Below are 26288 nucleotides of genomic sequence, written 5' to 3'. Positions count from 1 at the left end.
TTGTTCTGGCACATGAGCAGCGGTCATGCCGGCCCTGATCGCCGCTCACTCACTCCAGCATAAACAACGCATCGTTGCTGAACTGCCCGGCGAAGCGATTGGCCGGCATCGGGCGCCCGAACAGATACCCTTGCACTTCGTCGCACCCATGCTCGCGCAGGAAGCCCAGCTGGTCGTGGGTTTCGACCCCTTCGGCGATTACTGCCAGGTTCAGACTGTGGGCCATGGCGATGATCGCCCTTGCGATCTGTGCATCCTGCTCCCCATCGGGCAGGCCGTCGACGAAGGTGCGGTCGATCTTCAACACGTCGATCGGGAACTGCTTGAGGTAGTTCAGCGACGAATAGCCGGTGCCAAAGTCGTCTACCGCAATCGACAGCCCCAGCTGCTTGAGGCTTGCCAGGATCTGCATGGCCTCGTTGACCTCCCGCATCAGGATGCTTTCGGTCAGCTCCAGCTCAAGGCACGCAGGGGGCAGCTCGGTTTCTTGCAGAATGCTGGCTATGCGCTTGCCCAGGTGGCCGTCGGCGAACTGCCGTGCCGAGATGTTCACCGAGACCTTCGGCACCCTCACCCGCGCCTGGTGCCAGGCCTTGAGCTGGCGACAGGCTTCGTGCAGCACCCATTCGCCCACATCCACGACCAGGCCAAGCTCTTCGAGCACCGGAATGAAGTCGCCCGGCGGCACCAGGCCGCGCCGTGGGTGGTTCCAGCGCAGCAGGGCCTCGGCGCCGGTCAGGCGGCGCCCGTCGCCACTGAATTGGGGCTGGTAATACAGCACGAACTCCCGCTGCTCCAAGGCGTGGCGCAGGTCGCTCTCCAGCTCCAGGCGCTCCAGCGCCGAAGCGTTCATGTCGGCCTGGTAGAACTGGAAGTTGTTCTTGCCGCGCTCCTTGGCGTGATACATCGCCGTGTCGGCGTTCTTCATGAGCTGCGAGAGCTCATTACCGTCTTGCGGGCTCAGAGCAATGCCGATACTGGCGGTCACGAAAAACTCTCGCCCTTCCAGCACGAAGGGCCGCACCAGGCTCCCCAGAATCTGCTCGGCCACATGCACCGCGCGGTTGAGCGCCTGTTCCCGGCTGGCGCGCGGTTGCAGAAGGAGCGTGAATTCGTCACCGCCCATGCGTGCCACAGTGTCGTCATCGTCTACGCAGGCCAGCAGCCGGGAGGCCATGTCCTTGAGCATGCGATCGCCTGCGGCATGGCCGAGCGAATCGTTGATCGGCTTGAAGCGGTCCAGGTCCAGGAACATCAGCACCACCCAGGTCTTCTGCCGCTCGGCCTGTTGCAAGGCATTGTGCAGGCGGTCCTGGAACAACGTGCGGTTGGGCAGGTGGGTGAGGGCGTCGTAGTAGGCCAGGCGATGGATACGCTGCTCGCTGGCCTTGCGCTCGCTGATATCGCTGAAAAAGCAGACGTAGCTGGCCAGGTCGCCTTCATCGTCGAACACGGCCGTGATACCCACCCAGGCCGGGTACCGTTCGCCATTGCGCCGCTTGAGCCAGATTTCACCTTCCCAGCTGCCGCGCTCACCGAGCTGGCGAACCACATACTGCAAATGCGCTTGCTGCTGGTCTGGCACGGTCAGCAGGTTGGGCAGTTGGTCGAGCACCTGGTCGGCCGAGTAGCCGGTCACCCGCGAGAAAGCCTCGTTGGTTTGCACGATATAGCCGGCCGGGTCAGTGATGATGATCGCCGAGGTCGAATGTTCGAACACGGTGGCCGCCATGCGCAGGTCTTTTTCGGCCCGGCGCTGCTGGCTCACGTCGCGGCCCACGCCAAGGATGCCTTCGAAATTGTCCTTCTCGTCCCAGATCAGCACCAGGCGCAGTTCGATAGGGATCTTGCGGCCGTCTGCACGCAGGCAGTCGAACAGGAAAAACTCGGTCTTGACCTGCTGGCGCAGCTCGGCCAGCGCCGGGGGGTTGCCCAAGGCGCTGGCGACACGCTCCAGCAGTGTCTGCAGCTTCTGAAGTTGCGCGGGGTTGGCGATGATCGACTGCCATCCATGCTCGAAGACCGTATCGACTTCGTAGCCCAGCACTGCCACTACCGAAGGGCTGACGTAATTGAGCGCCAGCTGGCTGTCTGTGGAAAAGATCACATCACTGATGCTTTCGGCCAGCAAGCGGTAGCGCCGCTCGCTCTCCAGCAGCGACTGGCTGGCCTCGACCTGTTCGGAGATGTCCTTGGCCACGCCGATGATTCGGGCCACCCGGCCACTGTCATCGGTGCTGAGGGTCTGCTCACGAATCTCGAAACGCCGCCAGCCCCCTTCCTTGTGACGAAACCGCAATTGGGTGTGCAGTGCAGCGCTGTAGCCTGTGTCGCGCTGATGTTGACGCAGGGACATGGCCCGCGGCAGGTCATCCGGATGCAGCAGGTTCTCCCAGTAACTGGGCCCCATGTGCTCCAGCTCGCTTTCACTGTAGCCCAACGACAAGCCCAGGTGCTCGTTGCTGTAGAGCAACGAACGATTACGCACATCGGCCACGTAGAGGTGGTCAGGAACGGTTCGGATCACTTCGGCCCAGAACGCTTCGCGTTCGGCGAGCGACATCTCGGCCTGTTTGCGCTGGGTGATATCGTCCAGGCTCAGCACCACTTCGTCTGCTTCAGCTTCGGCGCTGGGGCGCAACGCGAACCACAGGTGCTGGGTATTACCTTGGGCGTCGCGGGTCAGCAGGTCCACTTCAGGGGTATACGGTTGCCCCAGTGCCAGGTCCAGCAATGAAGTGACCAGCGGGGTTGTACCTTCGCCGGCGCCGAACAGCCGCTCGTGCAACTGGGCGGCATCTGCCACCGCGAGCAGCTCGAGGGCCAGGTGATTGGCTTCGCAGATGCGCATGGCGCCTAGAAGGGCCGGCCGATGCTCAGGCTTTTGCAGAAGCCACCGTGCCAGTTGTTCAGGGCTGTCGATCCCTTGGCTGTGCAATGCGGCGCGCAGGGCGGCGAGGTCCAGCACGCAAAGGCCCACGCCAGCCCCCTCGAAAATATCGTGATAGCGGCGTTTGCCTTCGTGCAAGGCGCGTTGACGGCGGCGGATGTCGCGCAGTACCAAAGCAGGCAAAATCGCGCAAAGCGCGCCGAGCAGCAATTTGCCGGCCAGGCCCTTGAACAGCGCAACACGCGCCCCCTCTGCGTCGAACAGGCCGCGCATTGCCCAATCGCTGCCAGCCATTGGTGCAACGAGCACGCTCTGGCGCCGCTCCTCGTCACTGACCGGTTGCGTGCCGCCGGGCGGGCCGCTGCGATACACCACTTGCCCCGTTGCACTGTTTTCCAGCAGCCACGCGCGGCCGTGTGCTTGCTGAATGTCCTGGGCCAATTGATTGAACACCGCCTGGCTGAACGTCAACAGCCAATGCCCGCGCACTGAGGCCGAAGGTTCTTCGAGCAGCAGTACCAGGCTTTTGCTGTCAGGCCCTTGGGCGTAGTAGTAAGTGCTGGCACCAGCGCGCACCAGCAGATCGTTCAAGGTATCGCTGGCCAAGGGGGTCGCACCTCGTGGGGCGCCTTCGGCATCGATCCATGCCACGCCCATCAGCGCTGGCGACGTTTCACGGAGTCGTTCAAGCAGAGCCGGGCGGTTTACCGCACCGACCGGGTCGTCGGCGTTGGCCAATTGATTGAGCGCGGTCTGGGCCAGCAGTGCCATGCTCATGCCCAGGTGGTCGGCCTGGGAGGTGGCAAACTCGACGGCACGGTCGTGCTCGGCCTGCTCACTGCGAAAGTACTGATCCAGCAGTTGCCAGAACAGCAGCCCGGTCAGCATCAGAACGAGCAATGCCAAGGAGGCACGCAGCGAACCCGACCAGTGGCGTGCGGGCTTGGCAGCCTGATGGCGCAATGTGGGCTTGGGCAAAGTGCTCAACGGGTATACCTGCGCTGGAACCGTGCGGATGACGGGAAACGAGACGTGAAATAGTCGTGTACCGGGTCCTTGGCGAGCGACGAAATAGCATGAGGCTTGCCGTGGCAAAGTGCCAGCCCTGTTTGTCGGCCGTTTGCCCACGGCGTCGCATTCCGGTAGCTTTGACGGCCTTGGCAAGCGCTCGCTTGCGTCCAGTTATCGTTGACCATTGTCATCGTCACCCAAGTCAGGTTTTCCATGGCCCAATACGTCTACACCATGCATCGGCTGAGCAAGGTCGTTCCGCCGAAACGTGAAATCCTCAAGAACATCTCGCTGTCCTTCTTCCCCGGCGCCAAGATCGGCGTGCTGGGCTTGAACGGGGCGGGTAAATCCACATTGCTGCGGATCATGGCCGGGGTCGACAAAGAGTTCGACGGCGAGGCCCGCCCGATGCCGGATCTCAATGTAGGTTATCTGCCTCAAGAGCCACAACTTGACCCGTCCAAGACCGTTCGCGAAGTGGTCGAAGAAGCTGTTTCGGTGGTCAAGGATGCCCAGGCTCGCCTCGACGAGGTCTACGCTGCCTACGCCGAGCCCGATGCCGATTTCGACAAGCTGGCCGCCGAGCAGGCCAAGCTGGAGGCGATCCTGCAGGCCAGCGACGGCCACAACCTGGAGCGCCAGCTGGAAGTAGCCGCTGACGCCCTGCGCCTGCCGGCATGGGACGCCAAGGTCGAGCACCTGTCCGGTGGCGAAAAGCGCCGCGTGGCGTTGTGCCGCCTGCTGCTGTCGGCGCCCGACATGCTGCTGCTCGACGAGCCGACCAACCACCTGGATGCCGACTCGGTCGCCTGGCTTGAGCAGTTCCTGCACAACTTCCCCGGTACCGTGGTGGCCATCACCCACGACCGTTACTTCCTCGACAACGTTGCCGGCTGGATTCTCGAACTCGACCGCGGTGCGGGCATCCCTTACGAAGGCAACTACTCCGGCTGGCTCGAAACCAAGTCCGAGCGCCTGGCTCAGGAGAGCAAGCAGCAATCGGCCCACGAAAAAGCCATGAAGGAAGAGCTGGAGTGGGTTCGCAAGGGCGCCAAGGCTCGCCAGGCCAAGTCCAAGGCGCGCCTGGCCCGTTTCGAAGAAATGCAGTCGCAAGAATTCCAGAAGCGCGCCGAAACCAACGAGATCTACATTCCCGCCGGCCCCCGCCTGGGTGACAAGGTCATCGAATTCAAGAACGTCACCAAGGGCTACGGTGATCGCGTGTTGATCGATGACCTGTCATTTTCCATTCCCAAAGGTGCCATTGTCGGCGTGATCGGCGGTAATGGCGCCGGTAAATCCACCTTGTTCCGCATGCTCATGGGCAAGGAGCAACCCGATTCGGGCAGCATCGAGATCGGCGACACAGTGCAACTGGCGTGCGTCGACCAAAGCCGTGAAGACCTCGACGGCAGCAAGACAGTGTTCGAGCAGGTCTCCGGTGGCTCCGATGTGATTCGCATCGGCAGCTATGAAATCCCGTCGCGCACCTATGTGGGCCGCTTCAACTTCAAAGGCGGCGACCAGCAGAAGTTTGTCAAGGACTTGTCCGGTGGTGAGCGAGGCCGCCTGCACATGGCGCTGACCCTCAAAGAGGGCGGCAACGTGCTGTTGCTCGATGAGCCTTCCAACGACCTCGACGTCGAGACGCTGCGGTCTCTGGAAGAAGCATTGCTGGACTTCCCTGGCGCCGCGGTAGTGATCTCCCACGACCGGTGGTTCCTTGACCGGGTGGCGACGCACATCCTGGCGTACGAAGACAACTCGCAAGTGGTGTTCTTCGAAGGCAACTACACCGAGTACGAAGCCGACCGCAAGAAACGCCTGGGTGATGCCGCTGCCCAGCCCAAGCGCGTTCGTTACAAGAGCCTGGCCTGAGCCCAAGGCTTGCCATGCCCGGCAAGCCTGCTTCGCGCCATCGAATGCCCCTGCCGTACTGCGGCGGGGGCAGATTTCGGGGGTGGTGCCTGAGTGGGCAGGCGCTTACGGCGCGGGGGTCGCGCTTATCCGCACGATCTCGATCAGCGCATCGCCTGCCGGCCGTGACCACTTCACCTCATCGCCCTCACGCGCGCCCAGCAGCGCCTTGCCCAGCGGCGACGCCCAATTGATCAGCCCCACCGCGACGTCGGCCTGATCCTCACCCACCAGGCAAACCTGGGTGTGGTCGTCGTTTTCATCGGCGAACGTGACCCAGCTACCAATCTGCACCTTGTCGGTCGCGGTGACCGGTGGCACCACTCGTGCACTGGCCAAGCGTTGCTGGAAGTAGCCCAGGTCGCGCTCCAAGTCGGCCATTGCCTGCCTGTCACCCCGTTCCCCCAGTGCCAGCTGCTCACTGCGCAGGGCGTTGAGCTCCGCCACGCGCGCATGTAACTGTGCCTGGCCGCTCTCGGTCACGTAGTTGGGTTGGTCACTGATGTGACGCTGCACCGGCGTGCTGGCCTGAGCAGCGGCTTGGTCTTCATTCACAAATGCACGGCTCATGATCTCTCCTTCCTTGAAGCATTAGGCCTTCGCCGAGCAGCGGGGTTTCCGAAAACCTGAAGCTACGCTCAGTTGCCGTGATAGGCGCGATAGAGCATGCGGGTTTTTTCCTGCTCCCACTCACGGTCGCGATCGTTGAGCACCCGGTTCTGCACTTCCTGCTGGTCCCGGCTGACCGCCTGGGCCTGGCATTGCCGAAAACCATCGTCCCAACCGCCGCCATAGAGCTTGTCGCTGGTGTAGCGGGGTACATTCTTGACATAGGCACCACCGAAGGATGCAGCGGCTGCGCGGCCGCTGCTGCAACCGTCGTGATAGCCATCAGCAAACGCAGGCGGGTAGCCTTGCTGAACCATCTGATCATGCGCACTTTGGCAGCCTGCAAGCGCTGCCATGAGCGCCAGTGCACACCCATACCGCTTCATCGTCCGATACCTCACGGAGCCACGAGCGAATTGCCCGGGTCAGGTAAAGCTTAGACCCTCCCCGGTGGGTTTTTCGTCAACGCCGTGCGAAGGCTCAGTAGTGGTACCAGCGCAGTTCAAGCATCGCCTCGTTACGGGCACCCCCCAAATGGGTGAAGTCCCGCCCTGCGGTCAGCCGCAGGCCCAGGTCGCTCGTCAGTTCCCACTGTTGCCCGATGCTCAGGCGCCTGCGCACTTCGCCATTGGTAAAGTAGTCGCCCTTGGCCTCTAGTGTCAGGTTGCCGAGCCCGTTGCGCCACAGGATGCCGCTGTCAAAACCGGCAGCAGGCACTGCAAAGGCGGCAAAATCATTGTTGTGCTCCACCCGTGCCGTACCCATGGCGTAGAACAGCGCCTGGTCTGCCAGCGCCCAGGTGCCGCCTGCGCCGCCGCTCAGGTGCGTAGCCAGGGCCTGGTCCCCGTGGCGGCCAGGCACTCGCTCCAGCCCACCGCCCACTTGCCACGAAAGCGGCTGCAACAGCGCGGTGCGCGGCGTTAGTGAACGGATATTGGCGAGGTCCAGGCGCTGCAGCTGCCAGTGATTGCCTTCGTACTGGCGCAGTTTTAGGCCCAGGATTTCGATCTGCGCACCCAATGGGAAGCCGTAGCTGTTGTCTGCCAGGTCGTGATAGGCCATGCGCAGCCCGTACTCACCGAACGCCTGGCCATCGCGGCTGCCCACCCCCGCGCTCCAGGTACGCGAGGGGTGCCCCTCTTCAGGCAGGCCAGGGCGGGTTAGCTCCAGAGGTGGCGGCGGCTGCTCGTTCATGGCCCGCAACAGCTCGAAACTGCGCTGCGCGCGGTTCGGGTCACGCGCCTGCCCAGTGGCGCGGTAGCGTTCCAGGCGGTAGGCCGTGTCTTCGATCAAGGCCCGGCGGTCAGCGGGCAACGCCCTGAACTTAGGCGATTGCAGCAGCGTGGTGTTTTCGGAAAGGCGCAGCGCCCACTGGTTCTCTTCGGACGTCAGCGGTTCGGCCCGGCTCAGCAGTTCTCGCTCGCGCGAGGGGCGGTAGTCGGTCGAGGCGATCAGGCCGGCGCGCTTGACGGCTTTTACCGTATCGGTAGGGATCGCGGTCAGCGGAAATTGCGAGGTCAGCTCCAGCCCGGGGCGGGCGACCTGCAACAGCTCGAGCAAGCGGTACGAGCAGTTTTCGTCGAAGAAGTAATAATCGAAGCGGACCTGGCGCAGCTCCCAGACGTGCTCCACCATCCGCGACGTTTCCTCGGCGGTGAGGTTGAGGTGGTACTCCCACAGGTCGCGGTTTTCCAGGCTGTTGTATTCGGCAAGCTTCTGCTGGTAAGGCACCAGTGAGAACAAGCCCGGGTAGCCGCCGGCCAGGCCCTTCCAGGCGTAAAGGATGCTGTTGTCGCCAGGTGCCACATAGGCACCGAAGTTGATCGCGTAGCTCAGCAGCGCGGTCTGGTTGGCGCGGGTGTCGGCCTGGTCGATGCGCAGCAGCGTATGGCCGAACATCGAAGAGGGGCTGTTCAGGTAGGCAGCGGGAAAGACCAGAACCGTGCTGGCCGGTGCGATGGCCTGGAACCACTGGTCGAACTCCGCGCACTTCACCTGGGGCAGGTCGGTGAGCGAAAGCTGGGCTTTCAGCCAGCGGGTGCGCGCGGGATAACGGCACTGTGCGTGGCGGTCGGCGGAGGTTGCCGGCGCATAGAGCGCTGCAAGGGTGGCTTTGAGCTCAGCGTCTGGATGGTGGGCGCCATCAGGTGCCAGAAAGAACGATTCGTCATCGACATAGCTGCGCCAGCCGCCGCCTTTTGCAGGGGTGTAATGACCCAGCGATAGCCAGTAGGGCGCCTGAGCCAGGCGTTCGATGTCGGGGGTGGTTGCGGCGTGGAGCGGGGCGCACAGCAACAGTGCCAGCCAAGCCAGGCATTTGCGCATTCAGGGGGTTCCAGCGGATCGAGCCCTGCCCGCGAGGGGCAGGGCGGGTGAGGGTCAGGCCTGTTCGGCGTACTTGGCCAGGCGAGCATCGCCCTTCATGACACTCAGGGTGTTGTTGTGCACGTCTTCGGCAGTCACGTCGGCGCTGCTGAAGATCTGGCTGAAGTGGCTGTGGGTCACGGACTCGAAGTAGGCACGGTCTTCAGGCTTGACACCCATGACCACCGCGTAGGTGGTGAGCGCTTCGCCTTGGCCCTTGGCCATGTCCTCGGAGAGTTCGTTCATCATGCCATTCATGGCGATCCACGACTTGCCGCCATAGGTGAGCGCACCGTTGGTGCTGCAGCCGTTGGTGCCGCTGGTCATGCCGAAGGTGGCGTTACCCGAGGTGCCGTTGGTGGTGGAAGCCAGGAAGTGGGCGGGGGTGCCACGCTGGCCTTCGAACAACATGTTGCCCCAACCGCAGTCCGGGCCACCTGGGGCCTGGGCCATGGCGTTGAGCGAGGCGGCGGTGAGCAGAGTACCGAGCAGAATCCGTTTCATAGCGTTGTTCTCGTCGTTGTGTGATCCATTGGCTGGGCCGACTGCAGGAGCGGCCACGCGCTTTGGAGTCTGGCTCATATTGAGCGGTTCCGCTCCATCGCGTACGGAAAAAAATAAAAAACTACCACGCCTCAAACCGTGCGGTGCGCTCTGAACATGCCTTGCGTGGCACCGGGGGAGGGCGCCAGAATGCCGCCATCTGCCTCGCACGAACAAGGACACCCGATGCCTGACTCTGTCGCCACCCGTTTGCGCCTGTCTCCCGAAGCGCTCGCGCGGCCTTTTACCGCCGAGCAGTTTCACTTCGCCAGCACCGATGATCTCGAACCGTTTCGAGGGGTGCTGGGCCAGGAGCGCGCGGTCGAGGCCCTGCAATTCGGCGTGGCCATGCCCCGCCCTGGCTATAACGTCTTCGTGATGGGTGAGCCGGGCACTGGCCGCTTTTCGTTTGCCAAGCGGTACCTGAAAACCGAAGCCAAGCGCCTGCAAACCCCCTGCGATTGGCTCTATGTGAACCACTTCGACGAGCCGCGCAACCCCAAGGCACTGGAACTGCCGCCAGGCAGCGCCGGTGAGCTGGTGGCCGACATCAATGGCTTGATCGACAACCTGCTGGCCACCTTCCCGGCGGTGTTCGAGCATCCGTCGTTCCAGCAGAAGAAAAGCGCCATCGACCGCGCTTTCAACCAGCGCTATGACCGCGCGCTGGACGTGATCGAGCGTGCCGCGCTGGAAAAGAACGTGGCGCTGTATCGCGACAGCAGCAACATCGCCTTCACCCCGATGCTCGAAGGCAAGGCGTTGGATGAAGCAGAGTTCTCACAGCTGCCCGACGCCGAACGCGAGCGCTTCCACGAAGATATTTCCGGGCTTGAAGAGCGCCTGAATGAAGAGCTGGCCAGCCTGCCGCAGTGGAAGCGCGAGTCGAGCAACCAGTTGCGCCAGCTCAACGAAGAGACCATTACGCTGGCCCTGCAGCCTTTGCTGGCGCCGTTATCGGAAAAATACGCCGAGAACGCTGGCGTCTGCGCCTATCTGCAAGCGATGCAGGTCAACCTGTTGCGCACGGTGGTCGAGCAGTTCGTCGATGAGCCGAAGAACGACGCAGTGGCGCGCAAGATGCTCGAGGAGCAATACGCACCCAGTATGGTCGCCGGCCATTCGGCAGGTGCCGGTGCACCGGTAGTGTTCGAGCCTCACCCCACCTACGACAACTTGTTCGGGCGCATCGAGTACAGCACCGACCAGGGTGCGCTCTATACCTCCTATCGGCAGCTGCGCCCGGGTGCGTTGCACCAGGCCAACGGGGGCTTTCTGATCCTGGAGGCGGAAAAACTCCTCAGCGAGCCGTTCGTGTGGGAGGCGCTCAAGCGAGCGTTGCAATCGCGCAAGCTCAAGATGGAATCGCCCGTGGGCGAATACGGCCGCCTGGCCACCGTTACGCTCGCACCGCAGATGATCCCTTTGCAGGTCAAGGTGGTGATCGTCGGCTCCCGGCAGATTTACTACGCGCTGCAAGACCATGATTCGGACTTCCAGGAGATGTTCCGGGTGCTGGTGGACTTCGACGAAGACATCCCTATGGGTGATGACAGCCTCGAACAGTTCGCCCAATTGCTCAAGACCCGCACCTCGGAGGAAGGCATGGCGCCTTTGAGCGCAGACGCCGTGGCGCGCCTGGCGACCTACAGCGCGCGCTTGGCCGAGCACCAGGGGCGGCTGTCGGCCCGTATCGGCGATTTGTTCCAGCTGGTGAGCGAGGCAGACTTCATTCGCCAGGTCGCCGGTGACGAGCGCACCGATGCCGGCCACATCGAGCGTGCCCTCAAGGCCAAGGCCACGCGTACCGGTCGGGTGTCTGCGCGTATCCTCGACGACATGCTGGCCGGGATCGTGCTGATCGATACCGACGGCGCCGCGGTGGGCAAGTGCAATGGGCTGACAGTGCTGGAAGTGGGCGACTCGGCCTTCGGTGTACCGGCACGCATTTCCGCCACCGTTTACCCTGGCGGCAGCGGCATCGTCGACATCGAGCGTGAGGTCAACCTGGGCCAGCCGATCCACTCCAAGGGTGTGATGATTCTCACCGGCTACCTGGGCAGCCGCTATGCCCAGGAGTTTCCCCTGGCAATTTCGGCCAGCATCGCGCTGGAGCAGTCCTATGGCTACGTCGATGGCGACAGTGCCTCGCTGGGCGAGGCGTGCACGTTGATTTCGGCGTTGTCGAAAACCCCGCTCAAGCAGTGCTTCGCGATCACCGGGTCGATCAACCAGTTTGGCGAAGTGCAGGCAGTGGGCGGCGTGAACGAAAAGATCGAAGGCTTCTTCAGGTTGTGCGAAGCCCGGGGGCTGACCGGCGAGCAAGGGGCGATCATTCCGAAAGCGAACGTGGCCACCCTGATGCTGGATGAGCGGGTGGTCAGGGCCGTGAGCGAAGGGCGTTTCCATGTGTATGCGGTCAGCCAGGCCGACGAGGCACTAAGCCTGCTGGTAGGGCAGGATGCTGGCACTCCAGACGACGACGGCCAGTTCCCTGAGGGCAGTGTGAATGCCCGCGTGGTGGAGCGTTTGCGCGCCATCGCCGAGGTGGTGAGCGAAGAGGAACTCAAGGAAGCGGAGAAGGAGCATCACGTCGAAGCGCTGGCGGAGGTCAAGCCTTGCCAGTGATCGGCGGGCGGGACGGAACCGGCGTGGTCTTCTATGCTCAATAGACCATTGGCCAACGCCGTGAGGGAGCAAGCGCATGGAACACGCTTTGAGCCTGTCCCGCAAATGCCTGGGGCTGCAAACCCGTATTGAATGCATGATCCGGCCGGTAGCCGGTGAGCAAGGGATCTGGACGCTGTTGTTCGCCGCCGGGATGGCCGGCGAACAACCATCGGCGGTCAAGGCCCAAGGCCCTTTTCGTGGGCCGAAGGTGGCCGAGTCTGTGCTGGGGGCAATTGTCGACAGCCTGACGCTGCATGGCTACCAGGTCGACGAAGACCCACAGATCTGGAACCTTCACCTGCACGGCGAGCTGCGCAAAATCAACGCCGAGCGTGGCCGCCACCTGGGCGAGTCGCTTTACCAGCCGGAGTGACACTCGGCCGCAGCCTGCTTTGAGCCTGCTCTCCCGGTATACTGGCGGCCTTTCTACGGCCGCTGGTTCACCGCACTATGGAACGCTTGCTCGAAAAGGTCATGTACGCCTCACGCTGGCTACTGGCACCTATCTACCTGGGCCTTTCTCTCGGCCTGCTGGCACTGGGCCTTAAGTTTTTCCAGGAGGTGCTGCATGTGCTTCCGCATGTGTTCGACCTCGCCGAGGCCGACCTGATTCTGGTGCTGCTGTCGTTGATCGACATGGCGTTGGTCGGGGGGCTGCTGGTGATGGTGATGATCTCCGGTTACGAAAACTTCGTCTCCCAGCTGGACATCGACGAGGGGTCCGAAAAGCTCAGTTGGCTGGGCAAGATGGACTCCAGCTCGTTGAAGATGAAAGTCGCCGCCTCGATCGTGGCGATTTCGTCGATCCACCTGCTGCGCATGTTCATGGACGCGGGCAATATCCCTTCCGAGCGCTTGATGTGGTACGTGATCATCCACATGACGTTCGTGGTTTCCGCTTGCGCCATGGGGCTGCTGGATAAGCTCACCAAGCACTGATGTGGTAGGCTGCCCAACCCTTTTTGCCGGGCCGCCCGTTGCGGCCCCATGACGGAGCTGCTGCATGTCCGAAGTCAACCTGTCCACCGACGAAGCCCGCGTAAGCTACGGGATCGGCCGCCAGCTGGGCGACCAGATCCGTGATAATCCGCCGCCGGGCGCCAGCCTGGAAGCGATCATCGCTGGCCTGTCCGATGCCTTCAATGGCCAGGCCAGCCGTGTCGACGCCCAGGCGTTGAACGAGAGCTACCGCAAGATCCGTGAAGTGATGCAGGCCGAGGCCGAAGCCAAGGCAGCCGCCGCGGCCGAAGCAGGCCGCGCGTTCCTGGCCGAGAACGGCAAGCGCGAAGGCGTGACCACGCTGGCGTCGGGGCTTCAGTACGAAGTGATCAACAGCGGTGCAGGCGCCCAGCCGACCCGTGAAAGCACTGTACGCACCCACTACCACGGCACTCTGATCGACGGTTCGGTGTTCGACAGCTCCTACCAGCGTGGTGAGCCTGCCGAATTTCCAGTGGGTGGCGTGATCGCTGGCTGGACCGAAGCGCTGCAACTGATGAACGCCGGCAGCAAGTGGCGCCTGTACGTGCCGAGCGAGCTGGCCTACGGCGCGCAGGGCGTTGGCAGCATCCCGCCGCACAGCGCGCTGGTGTTCGACGTCGAGCTGCTGGAAGTTCTGTAAAACGGCTGCGCATGCTCCAGAGCCACACGTGGCCTTGAGCATGCGCGGTTTGCCTCGCCAAGCGCTGGGTAGCATTCAGTGCAACGCCATGCCCGGGCGCAAGGCTCGGGCATAGCAGAACAGAAACAGGTTCCTCACCAGCTCCTTGAGCACCAGCGGCTCACTGGAGTGCAGCCCGGCGAAATCCAGATCGCCCTGGTCCTGCAACTCTTCCAGCGCCTCCGCCTCCAGCACAGCGCACACCTCGCCGGTTTCCCGATGGAGTATCCGTAGGTAAGGCTGCGGGCGGTCGAGCCAGGCATCGATGAGGTAGGTCATGGCATTCTCCTTGAAAGTTAGCTTTCAATGAGAATAATTCCTATTTTCAAGAATGCAAGTGACGTCGGTCAGGCCTTGCGGACAAACTCCGATTTCAACTTCATCGCGCCAATGCCGTCGATCTTGCAATCGATGTCATGGTCGCCATCGCACAGGCGGATGTTCTTGACCTTGGTGCCGACCTTCACCACCAGGGAAGTGCCTTTGACCTTCAGGTCCTTGATCACGGTGATGGTGTCGCCGTCCTGCAGGACATTGCCCACCGAATCGCGCACCTGAGCGCTGTCGTCCTCGGCTGGGGCGGCGCCCGCCTGCCACTCATGGGCGCATTCCGGGCACACCAGCTGGGTGCCGTCTTCGTAGGTGTATTCACTGTTGCACTGGGGGCAGGGGGGCAAGGTGCTCATGGCATGGCCTCGAAAGGGAAAAGAAAGCGCCACGGCCGGGGTGAACCGGGCCGTGGCGCAGGGGCACTAGGTGGATCAGTGGGTGCGGGCGACGGCGAACTCGGTGAGCTCCACCAATGCGTCGCGATACTCGCTGGCCGGGAGCAACTCCAGGCATGCCACGGCCTTGGCAGCGTATTCCTGAGCCAGGCGGGCGGTATAGGCCAATGCGCCCGAGGCGTCTACCGCCTCGCGGATACGCTCGAGCTCGTCGATGCCGCCTTTCTGGATGGCCTGGCGCACCAGCGCGGCCTGCTCAGGCGTGCCGGCACGCAGGGTGTAGATCAGGGGCAAGGTCGGTTTGCCTTCGGCCAGGTCATCACCGACGTTCTTGCCCAGCTCCTCGGCATTGCCTTTGTAGTCGAGCAGGTCATCGACCAGCTGGAAAGCCACGCCCAGGTGATCGCCGAACTGCTGCAACGCCTCGCGCTGGGCCTGGGGAGCGTTGGCCAACGCTGCGGCGCTGTGGGTGGACGCTTCGAACAGCATCGCGGTTTTGCCGCGAATCACTTCCATGTAGGTTTCTTCGGTAGTGCTGGCGTCGCGCACCTTGGTCAGTTGCAGTACCTCGCCCTCGGCGATCACTCGCGTGGCGTGGGAGAGAATCTGCATGACCGGCATCGAGCCGAGCTGCACCATCATTTCGAAGGAACGTGAATAAAGGAAGTCGCCCACCAGCACGCTGGGGGCATTGCCCCACATGGCATTGGCGGTGGAGCGCCCGCGGCGCATGCCGGACATGTCGACCACGTCGTCGTGCAGTAGCGTGGCGGTGTGCAGGAACTCAATGGTCGCTGCCAGCAGGCGCAGGTCTGGCTCGGCATAGCCCAGCGCCTTGCCGCTGAGCAGCACCAGCAACGGGCGCAGACGCTTGCCGCCGGCGGAGGTGATGTAATCGCCGATTTTAGAGACCAGCGGTACGCGCGAAGTGAGCTGCTGCTTGATGATTTCATCGACGGCGATAAAATCGCCCGCCACCACACGGTAAAAAGCTTGGGGTTGCATCAGCGACTCAGGCTCCAATAAGGTTGCGCGGCATGCTAGGTGCCGCGTTGGGGGGCTGTCAAGGCAAGGCCCCGCGTGGCGCGGGCCGCGCCCCAGGGCGGGGCATGTGCGTTCCGTCGTCTTGCCGGCCATGCCCTTGCACGGCATCCTTTGGTTGCGTACAATCGCGCACCCTGAACTTCCTGGGCATCACCTGCCTTACGCAATTGCAGCCAGGGTTTCCAGCCCGCTGCAGCCATGCCAGCCACCATACCTTCTATAAAGCGCTGGGTGAGCAGGATTATCGGAGAAATATCCATGTACGCTGTAATCGTTACCGGTGGCAAGCAATACAAAGTCGCCGAAGGTGAATACCTGAAGGTCGAGAAGCTGGAGATCGCCACTGGCGAATCCGTGACTTTCGATCGCGTTCTGCTGGTCGCCAATGGTGACGACGTGAACATCGGCGCGCCTGTCGTCGCTGGTGCCAAGGTGGTAGCTGAAGTCGTTTCGCAAGGTCGTCACGACAAAATCCGCATCATCAAATTCCGTCGCCGCAAGCACCACATGAAGCGTATGGGCCACCGCCAGTGGTTCACCGAGATCAAAATCACCGGTATTCAGGCCTGATATTCGCCTGAAGCCCCAACAGGAGTATTGAACTCATGGCACACAAAAAAGCTGGTGGTAGTACCCGTAACGGCCGCGACTCAGAAAGTAAACGCCTTGGCGTTAAAATCTACGGCGGCCAGGCCATCAAGGCTGGCAACATCATCGTTCGTCAGCGTGGCACTCAGTTCCACGCCGGCTACGGTGTTGGCATCGGCAAAGACCACACCCTCTTCGCTAAAGTCGAAGGCGTGGTCAAGTTCGAAGTCAAAGGCGAATTCAATCGTCGCTATGTGAGCGTCGTCGCGGCCTGATCGCGCGTTCGCTGGAAAAGCCCTGTCCTGCGACAGGGCTTTTTTGTTTGTGCTGAGCCTCTTGCAAAGGTCGGCATGGGCGGTCGGGGCATGTGGCGCTACGCTCATTTTTGCAAGAGCCTTAAATTCTGTTCGTTCAACGCTCGCCATGAGGCGAGAGGCGTGAATCATGAAGTTTGTTGATGAAGTATCCATCCGCGTCAAGGCGGGTGATGGTGGTAATGGTTGCATGAGCTTCCGGCGTGAGAAGTTCATCGAGAACGGTGGCCCCAACGGGGGTGACGGCGGTGATGGCGGTTCGGTGTACCTGGTGGCCGACGAAAACCTCAACACTCTGGTCGACTACCGCTACACCCGCCACTTCGAGGCCCAGCGTGGCCAGAACGGCGGCAGCACCGACTGCACCGGCGCCAAGGGCGAAGATCTGGAGCTGCGCGTGCCGGTGGGCACCACCATCATCGATGCCGGTACCCAGGAAGTGATCGGCGACCTGGTCAAGGCCGGGCAGCGCATCATGGTGGCTCAGGGCGGCTGGCACGGCCTGGGCAATACCCGTTTCAAGTCCAGCACCAACCGTGCGCCACGCCAGACGACCCCCGGCAAGCCGGGCGACCAGCGCGACCTGAAGCTTGAGCTCAAGGTGCTGGCAGATGTCGGCCTGCTGGGGCTGCCCAATGCCGGCAAGAGTACCTTCATCCGCTCGGTATCGGCGGCCAAGCCTAAAGTGGCGGACTATCCATTCACCACGCTCGTGCCTAACCTGGGTGTGGTTAGCGTTGATCGCTGGAAGAGCTTTGTGATCGCCGACATCCCCGGCCTGATCGAAGGCGCCTCCGACGGTGCGGGCCTTGGGATTCGCTTCCTCAAGCACCTGGCGCGTACGCGCCTGTTGCTGCATCTGGTCGACATGGCGCCGCTCGATGGCAGCAGCCCGGCCGATGCCGCCGAGGTCATCGTCAACGAGCTGGTCAAGTTCAGCCCGGCGCTGGCCGATCGTGATCGTTGGCTGGTTCTGAACAAGTGTGACCAGTTGCTCGAAGAGGAGCATGAGGAGCAGGTCAAGGCTGTGGTCGAGCGCTTGCAGTGGGAAGGTCCGGTGTATGTAGTGTCGGCCCTCACCAAGGAAGGCACTCGCCAGCTCAGCTACGACATCCTCGACTACCTCGAGCAGCGCGCCGACCGCCTGGCCAACGACCCGGTATTCGCCGAGCAGATCGCCGAGCTCGACCAGCAGATCGAAGATGAGGCCCGCGCCCAGCTTCAGGCGCTGGATGATGCCCGTGCACTGCGCCGCAGCGGCGTGAAGAGCGTTCACGACATCGGCGATGACGACGACTGGGATGAAGAGGACGACGAGGACGGCCCGGAAATCATTTACGTCCGCGATTGACGCATTGCAGTACACTTAACGCCGCTTGCCTGCACTGCTGGGCAAGCGGCGTTTTCGTATGTGCGGCGTTTTGTTTCCCTATTGGATTTGATCGGGTTGAAGATGATGCGGAGCAAGGTGACAGGGGCGCAGCGTTGGGTCGTGAAGATCGGCAGCGCGCTGTTGACGGGCGATGGCAAGGGGCTGGATCGCGAGGCCATGGCTGTCTGGGTCGAGCAGATGATCGCTCTGCACGAGGCGGGCATCGAGCTGGTGCTGGTGTCTTCCGGTGCTGTGGCGGCCGGCATGAGCCGGTTGGGCTGGTCGAGCCGCCCCAGTGCCATGCACGAGCTGCAGGCGGCAGCTGCCATCGGCCAGATGGGCCTGGTGCAAGCCTGGGAATCCAGCTTCGGCAAGCATGGGCGCCACACTGCGCAGGTGCTGCTCACCCATGACGACCTGTCCGACCGTAAGCGCTACCTCAATGCGCGCAGTACCCTGCGTGCATTGGTGGGCTTGGGTGTGATCCCTGTGATCAACGAGAACGACACTGTGGTCACCGACGAGATTCGCTTTGGTGACAACGATACGTTGGCCGCCCTGGTGGCCAACCTGGTCGAGGCGGATTTGCTGGTCATCCTCACCGATCGCGATGGCATGTTCGACGCCGACCCGCGCAACAATCCCGATGCCCAGCTGATCAGCGAAGCCCGCGCCGATGACCCTGCGCTGGACGCCGTGGCCGGTGGCACCGGTGGTGCGCTGGGCCGCGGTGGCATGCAGACCAAGCTGCGCGCCGCCCGCCTGGCGGCGCGGTCCGGTGCGCATACCCTCATTGTGGGGGGGCGTATCGAGCGGGTGCTCGATCGCCTGAAGGCGGGTGAGCCATTGGGTACGTTGCTCACGCCGGAGCGCGGCATGGTCGCGGCTCGCAAGCAGTGGCTGGCCGGGCACCTGCAAACCCGCGGTGCGCTGACGCTCGACAACGGCGCCGTGCAGGCGCTGCGCGATGGGAACAAAAGTTTGCTGCCCGTTGGCGTGAAAGCCGTCGAAGGGGCGTTTCGGCGCGGCGAGATGGTGGTTTGCCGCGCGCCGGATGGTCGCGAAGTGGCGCGTGGCTTAAGCAACTACAGTGCCGTAGAGGCGCAAAAGATCATCGGCTTGCCCTCCGATGCCATCGAAGGTGCCTTGGGTTACATGGCAGAGCCTGAACTGGTTCACCGCGACAACCTGGTGCTGGTGTGATGAGCCGCGCGATGAGGGTGTGCCTGGCGGCGCTGGTGCTACTGCCGGGCCTGGCGCGCGCCGAGCAGGTGGGCGAAGTGTCCACGGTGTTCAAGTTCCTCGGGCCCAATGACAAGATCGTGGTCGAGGCATTCGACGATCCCAAGGTCGAGGGTGTGACTTGCTACCTGTCGCGTGCCAAGACCGGCGGCGTCAAGGGCGGCCTGGGCCTGGCTGAAGATCGCGCCGAGGCGTCCATCGCTTGCCGGCAAGTGGGCCCCATTCGGTTTGCCAAGCCGTTGCAGGATGGCGAAGTGGTGTTCAAGGAGCGCACCTCGCTGGTCTTCAAGACGATGCAGGTGGTGCGGTTCTTCGACCAGAAGCGCAACACGCTCGTGTACCTGGTGTACAGCGACCGGATGATCGAAGGTAGCCCGCAGAACGCGGTCACGGCCATACCGATCCTGCCGTGGAGTACCCCGCCCGCGCCTTGAAATTGCAGGCATGAAAAAACCGGCTCAAGGCCGGTTTTTTCGAACGGAACGCAGATCAGGCAGCTTTCAGAGCCTTGACGTGTGCGTTCAGGCGGCTCTTGTGGCGAGCAGCCTTGTTCTTGTGGATGATGCCTTTATCGGCCATACGGTCGATGACAGGCACAGCCAGGGTGTAGGCGGTCTGGGCTTTGTCGGCGTCTTTGGTAGCAATGGCCTTGACTACATTCTTGATGTAGGTACGAACCATGGACCGCAGGCTGGCGTTGTGGCTGCGACGCTTCTCAGCCTGTTTTGCGCGTTTTTTGGCAGAAGGTGAGTTGGCCACCGTCGAGCTCCTTGGAAAGACTTGGGGTTAAGCAGACAAATAAGGCCGCGAATCATGCCGATGCTCGGCTCGGATGTCAAGGGTGATGCGGCAGTTCCGCTGAATGGTCGTTCACGTGCGATCAGGCTTTTTTTCGCGGCAGGGGCGGGTACACTCTGCGCCTTTCGTCCCTGCGCGCCGGCTATCCATGAATCTGCTCAAGTCCCTCGCTGCGGTCAGCTCCATCACCATGATCTCGCGGGTGCTGGGTTTTGTACGCGATACGCTGATCGCGCGTATCTTCGGTGCCGGCATGGCTACCGATGCCTTCTTCATCGCCTTCAAGCTGCCCAACCTGTTGCGCCGCATCTTCGCCGAGGGTGCGTTCTCCCAGGCTTTTGTGCCGATCTTGGCCGAATACAAGAACCAGCAAGGCGAGGAGGCCGCCCGCACCTTCGTGGCCTATGTGGCGGGCCTGCTCACTCTGGCCCTGGCCGTGGTCACCGTGCTGGGCGTAATCGCCGCACCCTGGGTGATCTGGCTGACCGCCCCTGGGTTTGCCGATACGCCGGAGAAATTCGAGCTTACCAGTGCCCTGTTGCGGGTGACCTTCCCCTATATATTGCTGATCTCGCTCTCGTCCCTGGCGGGGGCGGTGCTCAACACCTGGAACCGTTTCTCGGTACCGGCATTCACGCCCACGCTGCTCAACGTCAGCCAGATCGTCTTCGCGCTGTTTCTCACGCCTTATTTCGACCCGCCCGTGATGGTGCTGGCCTGGGGGGTGCTGGCCGGTGGGTTGCTGCAGATCCTCTACCAACTGCCGCACCTGAAAAAGATCGGCATGCTGGTGCTGCCGCGCATCGACTGGCGCCACAGCGGTGCGCGGCGGGTGATGAGCAAGATGCTGCCGGCGATTCTGGGGGTGTCTGTGAGCCAGGTCTCGCTGATCATCAACACCATCTTCGCTTCGTTCCTGGTGGCAGGCTCGGTGTCATGGATGTATTACGCCGACCGGCTGATGGAGCTGCCTTCCGGGGTGCTGGGCGTGGCGCTGGGGACGATCCTGCTGCCTACCTTGGCCAAGACCTATGCCAACAAGGATCGCCACGAGTATTCCCGCATCCTCGACTGGGGTCTGCGGTTGTGCTTTCTGCTGGTGCTGCCGTGTTCGGTGGCGCTGGCGCTGCTGGCAGAGCCACTCACCGTTTCGCTGTTTCAGTACGGCAAGTTCGATGCCCATGATGCAGCCATGACTCAGCAGGCGCTGGTTGCCTATTCCGTAGGGCTGCTCGGCATCATCATGATCAAGGTGCTGGCACCTGGCTTTTATGCCCAGCAAAATATTCGCACTCCCGTGAAGATCGCGATGTTCACGCTGGTCGTCACCCAGTTGCTCAACCTGGCCTTTATCGGCTCACTCAAGCATGCCGGGTTGGCATTGGCGATCAGCGGCGGCGCCACGCTCAATGCGGCAATGCTGTTTTGGCAACTGCGCCGGCAGGCGTTGTTCCAGCCCCAGGCCGGCTGGCCCTGGTTCCTCGCCCGGCTGGCGCTGGCGGTGCTGGCCATGGCGGCGGTGTTGTGGGGGCTGATGCAGGTGATGCCGGCCTGGAGCGACGGGGTGATGTACGAGCGCTTCACCCGTCTGGGCCTGCTGATTGGCGCCGGCGTGGTGGTGTATTTCGGCGTGCTGGCGTTGCTGGGCTTCCGTTTGCGCCATTTCTCTCGGCGCGGCCTGCACTGACGGTTTCATCTGGCCGGCGCCGGGCAGGCGTCTCTTGCCTGTCGCTTGTGCCCGGCTGTGGTTATAATCGCCCACTTTATGAGCAAGAAGCGCGTTATGCAGCTGGTTCGAGGCCTTCACAACCTGCGCCCCCGGCACCGGGGCTGCGTCGCCACCATTGGCAATTTCGACGGCGTTCACCGCGGCCACCAGGCCATCCTGGCGCGTTTGCGCGAGCGCGGCGCCGAGCTGGGCCTGCCTACCTGCGTGATCCTTTTCGAGCCGCAGCCACGTGAGTACTTCACCCCCGACCAGGCCCCGCCACGGCTGGCGCGTCTGCGAGACAAGGTCGAGCTGCTACAGGCCGAGGGTGTGGATCAGGTCGTGTGCCTGGCGTTCAACCAACGTTTTCGCCAACTCAGTGCCGAAGCGTTCGTCGATACCGTCCTGGTACAGGGCCTGGGCGTCAGGCATCTGGAGGTTGGCGACGACTTTCGCTTCGGGTGCGATCGCCTCGGCGACTTCGCCTTCCTGGTCGAAGCCGGCGCTCGCCTGGGTTTTACCGTGGAAGCTGCGCATACCGTAGAGTCTGCCGGCACGCGCGTGAGCTCTACCCAGATAAGGGCTGCACTGGCTCAAGGCGACTTCGCCTCGGCCGAACGCCTGCTGGGGCGGCCCTTCAGCATTACCGGCCGCGTGCTGCATGGCCAGAAGCTCGCCCGCCAGCTGGGCTGGCCCACTGCCAATGTGCAACTCAAGCGCCGTCGCGCGGCCCTGGCCGGGGTGTACCTGGTCAGCGCCGAGATCGATGGCCAAGCCCGGGCAGGTGTTGCCAACATTGGTGTGCGCCCGACCGTTGCCGGCGATGGCCGCCCGCACCTTGAGATTCATCTGCTGGACTACACCGGCGACCTCTACGGCCGCCGTATTACCGTGGTGTTTCACCACAAGCTGCGCGACGAGCAGCGTTTCGCCTCCCTGGAGGCGCTCAAGGCCGCGATCGGTGCCGACGTCGCCGCCGCAAGAGCCTACTGGCAAGCCCATTGGCAGGGGCAACCCGCCACCACGAAGAGCCTGAAATGACCGACTACAAAGCCACGCTTAATCTTCCGGACACCGACTTCCCGATGAAAGCCGGCCTGCCCCAGCGCGAGCCGCAGACCCTGGCACGCTGGGACAGCATTGGCCTGTACCAGAAGCTGCGCGAGATTGGCAAAGGCCGGCCCACCTTCGTTCTGCACGACGGCCCGCCCTACGCCAACGGCAGCATTCACCTGGGCCATGCGGTCAACAAGATCCTCAAGGACATGATCGTGCGCTCCAAGACCCTGTCGGGCTTCGATGCGCCTTATGTACCCGGCTGGGACTGCCACGGCCTGCCGATCGAGCACAAGGTCGAAGTGACCCACGGCAAGGGCCTGCCCGCCGACAAGACCCGCGAGCTGTGCCGCGCCTACGCCAGCGAGCAGATCGAAGAGCAAAAAGCCGGTTTCATCCGGCTCGGGGTACTGGGCGACTGGGCAAACCCCTACAAAACCATGAACTTCGCCAACGAAGCCGGTGAAATCCGTGCGCTCGGCGAGATGGTTCGTGCAGGCTTCGTGTTCAAGGGCCTGAAACCGGTGAACTGGTGCTTCGAGTGCGGCTCGGCGCTGGCCGAAGCCGAGGTCGAGTACGCCGACAAAAAGTCCGTTACCCTCGACGTGGCGTTCCCTGCGGCCGACCCTGCTGCACTGGCCCAGGCCTTTGGCCTCCCGAGCCTGGCCAAGCCTGCCAGTGTCGTGATCTGGACCACCACCCCCTGGACCATCCCTGCCAACCAGGCGCTGAACGTGAACCCCGAGTTCACCTATGCCTTGGTGGATGTGGGCGACCGCCTGCTGGTGCTGGCCGAAGAGCTGGTTGAAAGCTGCCTCAAGCGCTATGGCCGTGAAGGCCAGGTCGTGGCCACTACGGTGGGCGCCAAGCTGGAGCTGCTGAACTTCCGCCACCCTTTCTACGACCGCCTGTCGCCGATGTACCTGGCCGACTACGTTGAGCTGGGCGCGGGCACCGGCGTGGTGCACTCGGCCCCCGCCTACGGCGAGGAAGACTTCCTCAGCTGCAAGCGCTACGGCATGAGCAACGACGACATCCTCACCCCGGTGCAGAGCAACGGGGTGTATGTCGACAGCCTTGAGTTCTTCGGCGGCCAGTTCATCTGGAAAGCCGGCGCGGCCATCGTCGACAAGCTCCGTGAAGTCGATGCGTTGATGCACACCGAAAACATCCAGCACAGCTACATGCACTGCTGGCGCCACAAGACCCCGCTGATCTACCGGGCCACTGCCCAGTGGTTCGTGGGCATGGACCGCGAGCCGGTCGAGGGCGCAACGCTGCGCGAGCGCTCCCTGGCAGCGATCGAGCAGACCGAATTCGTTCCCGACTGGGGCAAGGCGCGCCTGCGCGACATGATCGCCGGCCGGCCTGACTGGTGCATCTCGCGCCAGCGCAACTGGGGCGTCCCAATCCCGTTCTTCCTGCACAAACAGACCGGCGAGCTGCACCCGCGCACCGTCGAGCTGATGGAACAGGTGGCCCTGCGCGTCGAGCAGGAAGGCATCGAAGCCTGGTTCAAGCTCGACGCCGCCGAGCTGCTGGGCGACGAAGCCGCCGACTACGAGAAGATCAGCGACACCCTGGACGTGTGGTTCGACTCCGGCACCACCCACTGGCACGTACTGCGCGGCTCACACCCGCTGGGCCACAGCGAAGGCCCGCGTGCCGACCTGTACCTTGAAGGCTCCGACCAGCACCGCGGCTGGTTCCACTCCTCGTTGCTCACCGGTTGCGCCATCGACGGCCACGCGCCGTATCGCGAGCTGCTGACGCACGGTTTCACCGTGGACGAGAACGGCCGCAAGATGTCCAAGTCGCTGGGCAATGTGATCGCCCCGCAGAAGGTCAACGATACGCTGGGAGCCGATATCCTGCGCCTGTGGATCGCCTCGACCGACTACTCCGGCGAAATGGCGGTGTCCGAGCAGATCCTGCAGCGCAGTGCCGATGCCTACCGGCGCATCCGTAACACCGCGCGCTTCCTGCTATCCAACCTCAAGGGCTTCGACCCTGCCCAGCACCTGCTGCCAGCCGAGCAGATGATCGCCCTGGATCGCTGGGCGGTAGACCGCGCCCTGCTGCTGCAGCGGGAGCTCGAAGAGAGCTACCGTGACTACCGTTTCTGGAATGTCTACTCCAAGGTGCACAACTTCTGCGTGCAGGAGCTGGGCGGGTTCTACCTCGATATCATCAAGGACCGCCAATACACCACCGCCGAGAACAGCGTGGCGCGGCGCTCCTGCCAGACTGCGCTCTATCACATCGCCGAGGCCCTGGTGCGCTGGATCGCGCCGATCCTGGCGTTCACCGCCGACGAAGTGTGGCAGTACCTGCCGGGCGAGCGTAACGAATCGGTGATGCTCAACACCTGGTACGAAGGCCTGGCCGAGCTGCCAGAGGGCACCGAGATGGGTCGTGCCTACTGGGCCAGCGTGATGGCGGTCAAGGGCGCGGTGAACAAGGAGCTGGAAAACCAGCGGTCGGCCAAGGCCATTGGCGGCAACCTTCAGGCGCAGGTGACGCTGTTCACCGACCAGGCCCTGGGCGGCGACCTGGCCAAGCTGGGCGACGAACTGCGCTTCGTGCTGATCACCTCCAAGGCGAGCCTGGCACCGTTCGCCCAGGCCCCGGCCGACGCTGTGGCCACCGACGTGCCAGGCCTGAAGCTCAAGGTAGTCAAGAGCGCGGGCACCAAGTGCGGCCGCTGCTGGCACTTCCGCGACGACGTAGGCGTGAACCCCGAGCATCCGGAAATCTGCGGCCGCTGCGCCGACAACATCGCAGGCTCCGGCGAGGTGCGCCACTATGCCTGACCTGAAGGCACGTTTCGGGCGCCTGGCCTGGCTGTGGCTGAGCGTCCTGGTGGTGGTGATCGACCAGTTCAGCAAGGCCTGGTTCGAAGGCCACCTGGGCCTGTACGAACAGATCGTGGTGATCCCTGACCTGTTCAGCTGGACGCTGGCCTACAACACCGGCGCGGCGTTCAGCTTCCTGGCCGACCATTCCGGCTGGCAGCGCTGGCTGTTCGCGCTGATCGCCGTGGTGGTCAGCGTGATCCTGGTGGTATGGCTCAAACGCCTGGGCAAGGGCGACACATGGCTGGCCATCGCGCTGGCGCTGGTGCTTGGTGGTGCGCTGGGGAACCTGTATGACCGCATGGTGCTGGGCCACGTCATCGACTTCATCCTGGTGCACTGGAAAGACACCTGGCGCTTCCCGGCCTTCAATGTGGCCGACAGCGCTATCACCGTGGGCGCGATCATGCTCGCGCTGGACATGCTCAAATCCAAGAAGCCCGCCGGAGACAAGGCCCATGACTGACGTACGCATCGGCCAGAACACCGAAGTGACCCTGCACTTCGCCCTTCACCTTGAAGACGGCAATACCGTCGACAGCACCTTCGACAAGGCGCCGGCGGTGTTCAAGGTGGGCGATGGCAACCTGCTGCCGGGTTTCGAGGCCGCGCTGTTCGGCTTCAAGGCCGGTGACAAGCGCTCGCTCACCATTGCGCCGGAGAACGCCTTCGGCCAGCCCAACCCGCAGAACGTTCAGGTGATGCCACGTTCGCAGTTCGAGGGCATGGAGCTTTCGGACGGTTTGCTGGTGATCTTCAACGACGCGGCCAACACCGAGCTGCCTGGCATTGTCAAAGCCTTCGACGCCGCCCAGGTGACCGTAGACTTCAACCATCCGCTGGCCGGCAAGACACTGACTTTCGAAGTCGACATCATCGAGGTCAGGGCGCTCTGAGCCCTGGCCGCTGGCCTTGTGCCGGG

The 26288-nt window shown here is 63.0% G+C and carries 24 protein-coding genes; 15 read left to right on the top strand and 9 right to left on the bottom strand.

Annotated elements, in window-relative coordinates; genetic code table 11:
* Positions 1–49: 49 nt before the first annotated feature.
* On the bottom strand, positions 50–3778 hold the full coding sequence (locus tag F474_RS18215; protein ID WP_097087685.1) for an EAL domain-containing protein: 3729 nt from the start codon (positions 3776–3778) through the stop codon (positions 50–52).
* 336 nt (positions 3779–4114) lie between these two features.
* Between F474_RS18215 and ettA the strand changes: the two genes are divergently transcribed.
* The gene (gene ettA, locus F474_RS18210; RefSeq protein WP_097087318.1) at positions 4115–5779 is read left to right on the top strand and encodes an energy-dependent translational throttle protein EttA; all 1665 of its coding nucleotides are present in this window, start codon (positions 4115–4117) and stop codon (positions 5777–5779) included.
* A 105-nt stretch (positions 5780–5884) separates the two neighbouring features.
* On the opposite strand, the gene F474_RS18205 is transcribed toward ettA, so the two are convergent.
* The 4 genes from F474_RS18205 to F474_RS18190 all read right to left on the bottom strand — a co-directional run bounded on the left by F474_RS18205 (position 5885) and on the right by F474_RS18190 (position 9295).
* Positions 5885–6388 (bottom strand): GreA/GreB family elongation factor, encoded by a 504-nt coding sequence (locus F474_RS18205; RefSeq protein WP_097087320.1) that lies wholly within the window; start codon positions 6386–6388, stop codon positions 5885–5887.
* 68 nt (positions 6389–6456) lie between these two features.
* Entirely contained in the window at positions 6457–6813 is a 357-nt protein-coding gene (locus F474_RS18200) for a hypothetical protein (RefSeq protein WP_097087322.1), read from the bottom strand.
* A 94-nt stretch (positions 6814–6907) separates the two neighbouring features.
* The gene (locus tag F474_RS18195; RefSeq protein ID WP_097087324.1) at positions 6908–8752 is read right to left on the bottom strand and encodes a DUF4105 domain-containing protein; all 1845 of its coding nucleotides are present in this window, start codon (positions 8750–8752) and stop codon (positions 6908–6910) included.
* A 54-nt stretch (positions 8753–8806) separates the two neighbouring features.
* Positions 8807–9295, bottom strand: coding sequence for a DUF3015 domain-containing protein (locus F474_RS18190; RefSeq protein WP_097087326.1), 489 nt, complete (start codon positions 9293–9295; stop codon positions 8807–8809).
* 225 nt (positions 9296–9520) lie between these two features.
* On the opposite strand from F474_RS18190, the gene F474_RS18185 reads away from it, so the two are divergent.
* From F474_RS18185 to F474_RS18170, 4 genes are all read left to right on the top strand, one after another.
* The gene (locus F474_RS18185) at positions 9521–11962 is read left to right on the top strand and encodes a Lon protease family protein (RefSeq protein ID WP_097087328.1); all 2442 of its coding nucleotides are present in this window, start codon (positions 9521–9523) and stop codon (positions 11960–11962) included.
* 76 nt (positions 11963–12038) lie between these two features.
* Complete coding sequence (locus F474_RS18180) at positions 12039–12377, top strand: hypothetical protein (protein WP_097087330.1); 339 nt, start codon at positions 12039–12041, stop codon at positions 12375–12377.
* Positions 12378–12454: 77 nt separating this feature from the next.
* Entirely contained in the window at positions 12455–12943 is a 489-nt protein-coding gene (locus tag F474_RS18175; RefSeq protein ID WP_097087332.1) for a TIGR00645 family protein, read from the top strand.
* Positions 12944–13007: 64 nt separating this feature from the next.
* A complete protein-coding gene (locus F474_RS18170) occupies positions 13008–13625 on the top strand; it encodes an FKBP-type peptidyl-prolyl cis-trans isomerase (RefSeq protein WP_097087334.1) in 618 nt (205 codons plus the stop codon).
* Between the two features lie 75 nt (positions 13626–13700).
* On the opposite strand, the gene F474_RS18165 is transcribed toward F474_RS18170, so the two are convergent.
* The 3 genes from F474_RS18165 to F474_RS18155 all read right to left on the bottom strand — a co-directional run bounded on the left by F474_RS18165 (position 13701) and on the right by F474_RS18155 (position 15394).
* Entirely contained in the window at positions 13701–13943 is a 243-nt protein-coding gene (locus F474_RS18165) for a hypothetical protein (RefSeq protein ID WP_097087336.1), read from the bottom strand.
* 68 nt (positions 13944–14011) lie between these two features.
* Entirely contained in the window at positions 14012–14350 is a 339-nt protein-coding gene (locus F474_RS18160) for a zinc ribbon domain-containing protein YjdM (protein ID WP_097087338.1), read from the bottom strand.
* A 75-nt stretch (positions 14351–14425) separates the two neighbouring features.
* Positions 14426–15394: a polyprenyl synthetase family protein gene (locus tag F474_RS18155; protein ID WP_097087340.1), complete on the bottom strand. Its 969-nt coding sequence runs from the start codon at positions 15392–15394 to the stop codon at positions 14426–14428.
* A gap of 297 nt (positions 15395–15691) precedes the next feature.
* Here F474_RS18155 and rplU point away from each other — a divergent pair, with 297 nt between their 5' ends.
* The 5 genes from rplU to F474_RS18130 all read left to right on the top strand — a co-directional run bounded on the left by rplU (position 15692) and on the right by F474_RS18130 (position 19383).
* Positions 15692–16003, top strand: coding sequence for a 50S ribosomal protein L21 (rplU, locus tag F474_RS18150; protein ID WP_097087342.1), 312 nt, complete (start codon positions 15692–15694; stop codon positions 16001–16003).
* Positions 16004–16038: 35 nt separating this feature from the next.
* Positions 16039–16296: a 50S ribosomal protein L27 gene (rpmA, locus tag F474_RS18145; RefSeq protein ID WP_097087344.1), complete on the top strand. Its 258-nt coding sequence runs from the start codon at positions 16039–16041 to the stop codon at positions 16294–16296.
* A gap of 169 nt (positions 16297–16465) precedes the next feature.
* A complete protein-coding gene (cgtA, locus tag F474_RS18140) occupies positions 16466–17686 on the top strand; it encodes an Obg family GTPase CgtA (protein ID WP_097087346.1) in 1221 nt (406 codons plus the stop codon).
* Between the two features lie 105 nt (positions 17687–17791).
* Entirely contained in the window at positions 17792–18910 is a 1119-nt protein-coding gene (proB, locus tag F474_RS18135) for a glutamate 5-kinase (RefSeq protein WP_097087687.1), read from the top strand.
* An 11-nt stretch (positions 18911–18921) separates the two neighbouring features.
* Positions 18922–19383 (top strand): CreA family protein, encoded by a 462-nt coding sequence (locus F474_RS18130; protein ID WP_097087689.1) that lies wholly within the window; start codon positions 18922–18924, stop codon positions 19381–19383.
* Positions 19384–19438: 55 nt separating this feature from the next.
* Here the strand turns inward: F474_RS18130 and rpsT are convergent, their stop codons facing one another.
* The gene (gene rpsT, locus F474_RS18125; protein ID WP_097087348.1) at positions 19439–19708 is read right to left on the bottom strand and encodes a 30S ribosomal protein S20; all 270 of its coding nucleotides are present in this window, start codon (positions 19706–19708) and stop codon (positions 19439–19441) included.
* A gap of 187 nt (positions 19709–19895) precedes the next feature.
* Here rpsT and murJ point away from each other — a divergent pair, with 187 nt between their 5' ends.
* From murJ to fkpB, 5 genes are all read left to right on the top strand, one after another.
* On the top strand, positions 19896–21434 hold the full coding sequence (gene murJ / locus F474_RS18120; protein ID WP_097087350.1) for a murein biosynthesis integral membrane protein MurJ: 1539 nt from the start codon (positions 19896–19898) through the stop codon (positions 21432–21434).
* Between the two features lie 96 nt (positions 21435–21530).
* Positions 21531–22496, top strand: a complete 966-nt coding sequence (ribF, locus tag F474_RS18115; RefSeq protein WP_165830340.1) for a bifunctional riboflavin kinase/FAD synthetase — start codon at positions 21531–21533, stop codon at positions 22494–22496.
* Complete coding sequence (gene ileS, locus F474_RS18110; RefSeq protein ID WP_097087354.1) at positions 22493–25324, top strand: isoleucine--tRNA ligase; 2832 nt, start codon at positions 22493–22495, stop codon at positions 25322–25324. Before ribF ends, ileS begins: the two co-directional genes overlap by 4 nt.
* Complete coding sequence (gene lspA / locus F474_RS18105; RefSeq protein WP_097087356.1) at positions 25317–25832, top strand: signal peptidase II; 516 nt, start codon at positions 25317–25319, stop codon at positions 25830–25832. The genes ileS and lspA overlap by 8 nt, the downstream gene beginning before the upstream one ends.
* Positions 25825–26262 (top strand): FKBP-type peptidyl-prolyl cis-trans isomerase, encoded by a 438-nt coding sequence (fkpB, locus tag F474_RS18100; RefSeq protein WP_097087358.1) that lies wholly within the window; start codon positions 25825–25827, stop codon positions 26260–26262. Before lspA ends, fkpB begins: the two co-directional genes overlap by 8 nt.
* Positions 26263–26288 lie beyond the last annotated feature (26 nt).

This window comes from Pseudomonas sp. URIL14HWK12:I12, assembly GCF_003097135.1.
Taxonomy (GTDB): domain Bacteria; phylum Pseudomonadota; class Gammaproteobacteria; order Pseudomonadales; family Pseudomonadaceae; genus Aquipseudomonas.
The sequence above is the reverse complement of the archived record's forward strand: the minus strand, read 5'-3'. Positions and strand labels throughout refer to the sequence as shown.